Raw genomic sequence first — 8,031 nt, forward strand, 5'->3', positions numbered from 1 at the left:
CACTTCGACTTCGCCTTCAACGCGCTCGCCGTACGCAACCAGGTCCGCTACACCCGCGCCCCCGTCCCCCTGGAGGAGGGGCGGATGGCCGAGACCGAGATCCTCGCCCGGCTCGTGCTCGCCGTCGGCGGCATGCACGGCGCCGATCCGGACGCCGTCGACACCATGGTCGTCGACACCGTCCTCGGCAAAGCCGTCGCCGACCCGCACTCCCCGGTCCACGGCCGCGACCCCCAGGACCTCGCCGGACAGCTCACCGGCGAGAACGGCCCCGAGCGGCGGCTCGACATGATGCTGCGCCTCGGCCCCTACGGCGACGGCTTCGGCGCCCGCCCCGACGGCCTCACCCTGGAGCGGCTCCTCGCCCACCCGCACGGCATCGACCTCGGCCCGCTCCGCCCCCGCATCGGCGAGGTCCTCAAGACCGTCAGCGGCCGCGTCGAACTCCTGCCCGCCCCTATCGCCGCCGATCTGCCGCGCCTCGCCCGCGCCCTGGACACCGCGCCGCACGACCTCGTCCTGGTCGGCCGGCGCCATCTGCGCTCCAACAACAGCTGGATGCACAACGTCCCCGCCCTCGTCGGCGGCTCCAACCGCTGCACCCTGCACGTCCACCCCGACGACGCGGCCCGCATCGGCCTCGCGGACGGCGGCCACGCGCGCGTGGCCGCCGCCGGAGGGAGGATCGACGTACCCGTGGAGGTCACCGACGCCGTCCGCCCCGGCGTGGTGAGCCTGCCGCACGGCTGGGGCCACGACCGCCCGGGCACCCGGCTCGGCGTCGCCGCCGGACACCCCGGCGCCAACGTCAACCAGCTCCTGGACGGCACCCTCCTCGACCCGCTCTCCGGGAACGCCGTACTCAACGGCTTCGCCGTGCAGCTCACCGCCGCGCCCTCGGAGCCGCCGCGTTGACCTGGAGTTTTGCGCTTATTGCTCACGCGTCAACATCTTGTTAACGCTTCACGGCCAGTCCTAACGTCGACCGGACCGCCAGACCTGGTGGGAGTTCGATGGTGAACGTTAGGTAGCCCCCATGCTGACAATCCTCGGATTCGTCATGATCGCCACCTTCCTGGTGCTGATCATGATGAAGAAGATGTCGCCGATCGCGGCGCTGGTGCTGATCCCCGCCCTCTTCTGCGTCTTCGTGGGAAAGGGAGCCCATCTCGGGGATTACGTCCTCGACGGCGTCGGCAATCTGGCGCCCACGGCGGCCATGCTCATGTTCGCCATCGTCTACTTCGGCGTCATGATCGACGTCGGCCTCTTCGACCCGATCGTCCGGGGCATCCTGCGCTTCTGCAAGGCGGACCCGATGCGCATCGTGGTCGGCACCGCCGTGCTCGCCGCGATCGTCTCCCTCGACGGCGACGGCTCGACCACCTTCATGATCACTGTCTCGGCGATGTACCCGCTCTACAAGCGCCTCAAGATGAGCCTCGTCGTGATGACGGGCGTCGCCGCCACCGCCAACGGCGTCATGAACACCCTGCCCTGGGGCGGCCCGACGGCACGCGCCGCGACCGCCCTGAAGGTCGACGCCGCCGACATCTTCGTACCGATGATCCCGGCCCTCGCCATGGGCCTCGTCGCCGTCTTCCTCCTCTCGTACGCACTCGGCCTGCGGGAGCGCAAGCGGCTCGGCGTGCTCTCCCTCGACGAGGTCCTGGAGCGGGAGACGGAGCCCGCCGAGGAGACGGTCCTGGTGGGAACGGGCACAGGCACGGGCACAGGCACAGGCACAGGCACGGGAACGGGAACGGGCGGGGGCGCGGGCGACGGTCGTACGTCCCTGACGAAGAAGACCCCCACCGGCGGATCCGGCACGGAAGCGGACGCGGAGGAGAACGACACCGACGCCGACGACTTCCAGGGGCTCGACCCCCACAGGGCCACCCTGCGCCCCAAGCTCTACTGGTTCAACGCGGGCCTCACCGTCCTGCTGCTCACCGCCATGATCATGGAGTGGCTGCCGATCCCGGTGCTCTTCCTGCTCGGCGCGGCGCTCGCCCTCACCGTCAACTTCCCGCACATGCCCGACCAGAAGGCCCGTATCGCCGCCCACGCGGAGAACGTCCTCAACGTCACCGGCATGGTCTTCGCCGCCGCCGTCTTCACCGGCGTCCTCACCGGCACCGGCATGGTCGACCACATGGCCGACTGGCTCGTCGACGCCATCCCCGAGGGCATGGGCCCGCACATGGGCCTGGTGACCGGGCTGCTCTCCATCCCGCTCACTTACTTCATGTCCAACGACGGCTTCTACTTCGGCGTCCTCCCGGTCCTCGCCGAGGCGGGGCAGGCCCACGGCGTGGGCACCCTGGAGATCGCCCGCGCCTCCATCGCGGGCCAGGCGCTGCACATGTCGAGCCCGCTGGTGCCCGCCGTGTACGTGCTCGTCGGCATGGCCAAGGTGGAGTTCGGCGACCACACCAAGTTCACCGTCAAATGGGCCGTGCTCACCTCGCTCGTGGTGCTCGGCTCCGGGATCCTCTTCGGCATCATCTGATGCCACGCGCGTCGGCCGGGCCCGCCGGCAGGGGCTGGCTGCTGCGCCTCGTCATCGCCTTCGGCTTCGCGCAGGGGGCGGTGTCGATGGCGCGGCCCGCCGTCTCCTACCGGGCCCTGTCGCTCGGCGCCGACGAGCGGGCCGTCGGCGTCATCGCGGGCGTCTACGCGCTGCTCCCGCTCTTCGCCGCCGTGCCGCTGGGACGCAGGACGGACCACGGGCGGTGCGCGCCGCTGCTGCCCTTGGGTGTCGTCCTGATCTCCGGCGGCTGCGCGCTGAGCGGGACGGCGGGCTCGCTCGCCGCGATGGCCGCGTGGAGCGGTGTGATGGGGCTCGGCCACCTCTGCTTCGTGATCGGCGCCCAGTCGATCGTGGCCCGGCAGTCGGCACCCGACGAACAGGACCGCAACTTCGGGCACTTCACCATCGGGGCCTCGCTCGGCCAGCTGATCGGGCCGATCGCCGCGGGCGCCCTGATCGGCGCGGACATGGGCCGCACCAGCGCGCTGGCCCTGCTCGTCTCGGCGGCCGTCGGCGCGGTCTCCCTCGCCTCGCTGTGGCGCATCGAGCACGTGCGGCCGGCGCGTTCCGTCAAGCGCGCCGAGCGGGTGCCGGTGCTGGGCATCCTGCGCGCCCGTGGTGTGCCCGGGGGCATCTTCGTCAGCCTCGCCGTGCTCTCGGCGACGGACATCCTGACCGCCTACCTGCCGGTGGTCGGCGAGCACCGGGGCATCGCCCCCGCGACGGTCGGGCTGCTCCTGAGTCTGCGGGCGGCGTCGACCATCGCCTGCCGCCTGGTGATGACCCCGATGATCCGGCTGCTCGGCAGGACCGCCCTGCTCACCGGCACCTGTCTGCTCGGCGGGCTGCTCTGCGCGGGGATGGCCCTGTCCGTACCGGTGTGGGGGCTCGCCCTGATGCTCGCCGCGCTCGGCTTCTGCCTCGGCGTCGGCCAGCCGCTCTCCATGACGACCGTGGTCCAGGCGGCCCCCGACGGCGCGCGCTCGACGGCCCTGGCCCTGCGCCTCACCGGCAACCGCCTGGGCCAGGTGGCGGCCCCCGCGTCGGCGGGCCTGGTAGCGGGAGTCGCGGGCGTGGCAGCACCTTTCGTGATGCTGGGAGCCCTGCTCCTCCTGGCCGCGACCCTGGCCACACGCTCCCCACGCCCCTGAGGAAGCGCCCCGAAGGGGCGCGGGGAACTGCGCGACCAGCCAAGAACAACCCGCAGGGACAGCCGGTCAACTACCCCTGCGGGCCGGTAAAACTACTGAACAATCTTGAGCAGCCGGTTAGGAGAACCGGAACCCGGGCTGGTCACCACACTGGGCGTGGCCCCCGTCACCAGCGCAGAGGAAACCTGCGCGGGCGTAGCAGCAGGGCGCCCCGCCAGATAGATCGCCGCCGCCCCCGCGACATGCGGCGTGGCCATCGACGTACCGGAGATCGTGTTGGTCGCCGTGTCGCCGGTGTGCCAGCCCGCCTTGATGGAGACACCGGGCGCGAAGATGTCGAGGACCGAGCCGTAGTTGGACCAGCTGGCCTTGGCGTCGTTGCTGCCGGTCGCGCCCACCGTGATGGCGGCGGGCACCCGGGCCGGGGAGGAACTGGAGGCGTTGACGCCCTCGTTGCCCGCTGCGACCGCGTACGTGACACCGTCGGCGATGGAGTTCTTCACCGCGTTGTCCAGCGAGGTGGAGGCGCCGCCGCCGAGCGACATGTTGGCCACGGCCGGGGCACCGGCGGCGTGGTTGCCGGTCACCCAGTCGATGCCCGCGATGACCCCGGCGGTCGTACCGGAGCCGTTGTTGTCCAGCACGCGGACGGCCACGATCTTGGTCTTCTTGGCGACGCCGTACGTCTTGCCCGCGATGGTCGTTGCGACGTGCGTGCCATGGCCGTTGCCGTCCTGGGCGGTGGTGTCGCCGTCCACGGCGTCGTAGCCGTTGACCGCGCGGCCGCTGATCTCCGAGTGCGAGATGCGTACGCCGGTGTCGATGACGTACGCGGTGACGCCGGAGCCCGCCGTGTCCGGGTAGGTGAAGCTGCCGTTCAGCGGCAGCCTGGCCTGGTCGATGCGGTCCAGGCCCCAGGGGGCGTTGGTCTGCGTCGCGGTGGTCCGGACCCGCTGGTTCTGCTCGACGGAGGCGACCGCCGGGTCGGCGGCGAGGCGTCTCGCCTCCGCCGCGCTCAGCTTCGCGGCGTAGCCGTTGAGCGCGGACTTGTAGGTCTTCGTCACCGAGCCGCCGTACTCGGATATGAGGCCCTTGCCCCGGCTCGTGGTCGCCTTGAGGCCCGAGCTCTTCTTCAGCGTGACGATGTAGCTGCCCTTGACCGCGTCGGGGGAGCCCGCCGCGATCACGGTGCCCTCGGTGGGGGCGGCCTGGGCGGGCAGAGCGGTGACCGTGCCGAGAACGGCGGCGGCGGCGGTCGAGATCGCGGCGGCGATCACAGTCTTCTTGCTACGCGGCATTGCCATTACGAGGGAGTCCTCCTCATAGGCGGCGCGCCCGGGGTGGGGCGACGCGACTGTGGGGGGTGTGCGCGTGATCGCACACACAGAAGGGAGCGGTGCGTGCCGCTCCCGTCGCGAGCAGAAGCGTGGCCGCTCGGCAGGGGATAGATCAAGAGGTTGGACGGCTTGTCATGCGTATGTCACGCAACGGAAATCAAATTCCGGACCAAGTCGCGGTGAATGTCATCTTTGGCGGCGCTTCGTGGGACCGGTCGACGAAATGGGACCGGCCGGCGAAAGAAGCGGGTGCCCCTTCGAGGCGCGAGAAAAAAACTTCGCCCGCGATGTCGAGAACCCGTGATCGGCTCCGTCCCCGGGGTGAACGCGACCACAATGGGCCGCACAAGCACCGAGGAGCACACCATGGCCAAGTACCTGCTGCTGAAGCACTACCGAGGCGCCCCGGCCGCCGTCAACGACGTACCCATGGACCAGTGGACGCCCGAGGAGATCTCGGCGCACATCCAATACATGGGCGACTTCGCGGACCGGCTCGAGAAGACCGGCGAGTTCGTCGACGGCCAGGCGCTCGCCCCGGAGGGGGCCTGGGTGCGGTACGACGGTGAAGGGCGCCCGCCGGTCACCGACGGCCCGTTCGCCGAGACCAAGGACCTCATCGCGGGCTGGATGATCATCGACGTGGACAGTTACGAGCGCGCCGTCGAGCTGGCCGGGGAGCTGTCCGCCGCCCCCGGCGCGGGCGGCAAGCCGATCCACGAGTGGCTCGAGGTGCGCCCGTTCCTGACCGCCCCGCCCACCATCACCGAGTGACACGGAGTGACCTCACCGATGGACGAGACCCTGCTCCGGAGTCTCACGCCGAGCGTGCTCGGGATTCTCGTCCGCCGCGGAGCCGACTTCGCGGCGGCCGAGGACGCCGTCCAGGACGCACTCGTCGAGGCGGTCCGCGTCTGGCCCGCCGACCCGCCGCGGGACCCGAAGGGCTGGCTGGTCACCGCGGCCTGGCGCAAATTCCTCGACGCGACCCGGGCGGACTCCGCGCGCCGTCGGCGTGAGGAGCGTATGGACGAGGAACCGGCGCCCGGGCCCGCGCCCGACGCGGACGACACGCTCCAGCTCTACTTCCTGTGCGCCCACCCCTCCCTGACCCCGTCATCGGCGGTCGCGCTCACGCTGCGTGCCGTCGGCGGGCTCACCACCCGCCAGATCGCCCGCGCCTACCTGGTGCCCGAGGCGACGATGGCCCAGCGCATCAGCCGCGCCAAACGCACCGTCTCCGGCGTGCGGTTCGACAGGCCCGGCGATGTCGCCACCGTGCTGCGCGTCCTGTACCTGGTCTTCAACGAGGGGTACTCGGGCGATGTCGACCTCGCCGCCGAGGCCATCCGGCTCACCCGGCAGCTCGCGGCCGCGATCGACCACCCCGAAGTGGCGGGGCTGCTCGCCCTGATGCTGCTCCACCATGCCCGGCGCGCCGCCCGCACTGGTCCCGACGGCGGCCTTGTGCCGCTCGCCGAGCAGGACCGCGGCCGGTGGGACACCGCGTCCATCGCCGAGGGCGTCGGGATCCTCCAGGCGGCACTCGCCCGCGACCGGCTCGGCGAGTTCCAGGCGCAGGCCGCCATCGCGGCGCTCCACGCGGACGCGCCCGCCGCCGAGGAGACCGACTGGGTGCAGATCGTCGAGTGGTACGACGAATTGGTCCGCCTGACCGACAGTCCCGTCGTCCGGCTCAACCGCGCGGTGGCCGTCGGCGAGGCGGACGGCCCGCGCGCGGGCCTCGCGGCGCTCGCCTCCCTCGACGAGTCGCTGCCGCGCCACGCGGCGGTGGCGGCGTACCTCCACGAGCGCGACGGCGACCTGGGGACGGCGGCGAGGCTGTACGCGGAGGCGGCGCGGAAGGCGCCGAACCTCGCCGAGCGTGGCCACCTGACACGTCAGGCCGCGCGGCTCAACGCCCGGCTCAACGCTCGCCGCTGAGCGGGCCGGGGCCGGGGCGCCGCTGCTGGATGAGGGCCTGCGCGCCGCCGCTCTCCCCGCCCGGAGTGCGAACTTCCTGGACGGTCAGGGTCCCGCCTCAGCCCCGCTCCCCGCCCTCGAAGTCCCACACGGCGCGTGGCCCCGGGCCGACCCTCAGGGTCGAGTGGCCGAGCCGCTCCACATGCCGCTGTCTCACGGCGCGGTTGAGCGAGAACGTGGCCTGCCGCAGGCCCACCTGGTCGCGCGGCACGGCGTCGAGGCGGATCGCGGTACCGCCACCGGTCGCGGTGACGCCGCCGCCCGGCGCGGGGCGGACGGTGAATCCGCCCGCGCGCAGCAGCGGCACGGTGTTCTCCAGATCGCGCGCGGTGACCGCGAGGCGGACCGAGGTCACGTCCCGCATCAGGCGCTCGCGGTAGACGTCGGGGAGGTAGCGCTCGCGGCCGACGTCGCCGGGGTAGGAGGCCGGTTCGGTCTTGCCGCGCGGGTCGGCGAAGTACTCGGGACGGTACTCCATCGCCCAGGTGCCGAAGGTGTCGTACTGGCCGCTGGTGAACACGCCGTCGTACCACGGCACCGGGACGCCGTCGCCGAAGTCGCGGGTCTGCCGGAATTCGATCGGGTCCTCGACGCCAAGGGCCCGCAGCCGTTCGAGCACGGTCCCCAGGTCACCGGCGCGTTCGGTCGAGATTCCCATGCCGGCGCTGCCGAGCGGGCTGTCGGGCACGTCGCCCACCCCGAAGATCTCCAGGTAGGTCTCCCGGCCCAGCAGATAGCGGCCGGTCCGGACCCGGCCGTCGGGCCCGGTCGTGGTGCGGACCTGGAAGTCGGCGAATTTCCGGAGATATCCGGAGTGCTCGACGGCGTCGGCGGTCTCCCGGTCGAAGACTCCGTAGGCGTGGTTGTAGAACAGCAGTTGCCGGTGGTGCGGCGGCTGCTCCTCGGCGTGTGCCGCCCTTGCGCCTCCTTCGGTCGCCCCGACGAGGGTGGCGGCGAGGGCCACGGCCAGGACCATGGCCATCCGCAACTTCCGGCGCAGCAGCATGAGGGGGAGCTTAGGGCGGGC

The 8,031-nt window shown here is 71.8% G+C and carries 7 protein-coding genes; 5 read left to right on the top strand and 2 right to left on the bottom strand.

From position 1 onward, the window contains the following. The 3 genes from GKQ77_RS22445 to GKQ77_RS22455 all read left to right on the top strand — a co-directional run. The coding region (locus tag GKQ77_RS22445) for a molybdopterin dinucleotide binding domain-containing protein (protein ID WP_308117750.1) at positions 1–915 on the top strand (915 nt) is incomplete at its 5' end. A 121-nt stretch (positions 916–1,036) separates the two neighbouring features. Next, positions 1,037–2,512 (top strand): CitMHS family transporter, encoded by a 1,476-nt coding sequence (locus GKQ77_RS22450; RefSeq protein ID WP_219690733.1) that lies wholly within the window; start codon positions 1,037–1,039, stop codon positions 2,510–2,512. Continuing rightward, positions 2,512–3,684, top strand: a complete 1,173-nt coding sequence (locus GKQ77_RS22455) for an MFS transporter (protein ID WP_258021760.1) — start codon at positions 2,512–2,514, stop codon at positions 3,682–3,684. Before GKQ77_RS22450 ends, GKQ77_RS22455 begins: the two co-directional genes overlap by 1 nt. Positions 3,685–3,776: 92 nt before the next feature. Here the strand turns inward: GKQ77_RS22455 and GKQ77_RS22460 are convergent, their stop codons facing one another. Next, positions 3,777–4,988, bottom strand: coding sequence for a S8 family peptidase (locus GKQ77_RS22460; RefSeq protein ID WP_219690735.1), 1,212 nt, complete (start codon positions 4,986–4,988; stop codon positions 3,777–3,779). Positions 4,989–5,387: 399 nt separating this feature from the next. Here GKQ77_RS22460 and GKQ77_RS22465 point away from each other — a divergent pair, with 399 nt between their 5' ends. Together GKQ77_RS22465 and GKQ77_RS22470 are read left to right on the top strand one after the other, a co-directional pair. Continuing rightward, a complete protein-coding gene (locus GKQ77_RS22465; protein WP_219690737.1) occupies positions 5,388–5,795 on the top strand; it encodes a YciI family protein in 408 nt (135 codons plus the stop codon). A gap of 18 nt (positions 5,796–5,813) precedes the next feature. Next, the gene (locus GKQ77_RS22470) at positions 5,814–6,965 is read left to right on the top strand and encodes an RNA polymerase sigma factor (RefSeq protein ID WP_219690736.1); all 1,152 of its coding nucleotides are present in this window, start codon (positions 5,814–5,816) and stop codon (positions 6,963–6,965) included. A gap of 97 nt (positions 6,966–7,062) precedes the next feature. Here GKQ77_RS22470 and GKQ77_RS22475 read toward each other — a convergent pair whose 3' ends face one another. Continuing rightward, a complete protein-coding gene (locus tag GKQ77_RS22475; RefSeq protein ID WP_219690738.1) occupies positions 7,063–7,986 on the bottom strand; it encodes a DUF5829 family protein in 924 nt (307 codons plus the stop codon). Between the last annotated feature and the right edge of the window lie 45 nt (positions 7,987–8,031).

Origin of the sequence: Streptomyces anatolicus (assembly GCF_019400875.1) — a bacterium.
In the GTDB taxonomy this organism is placed as follows: domain Bacteria; phylum Actinomycetota; class Actinomycetes; order Streptomycetales; family Streptomycetaceae; genus Streptomyces; species Streptomyces anatolicus.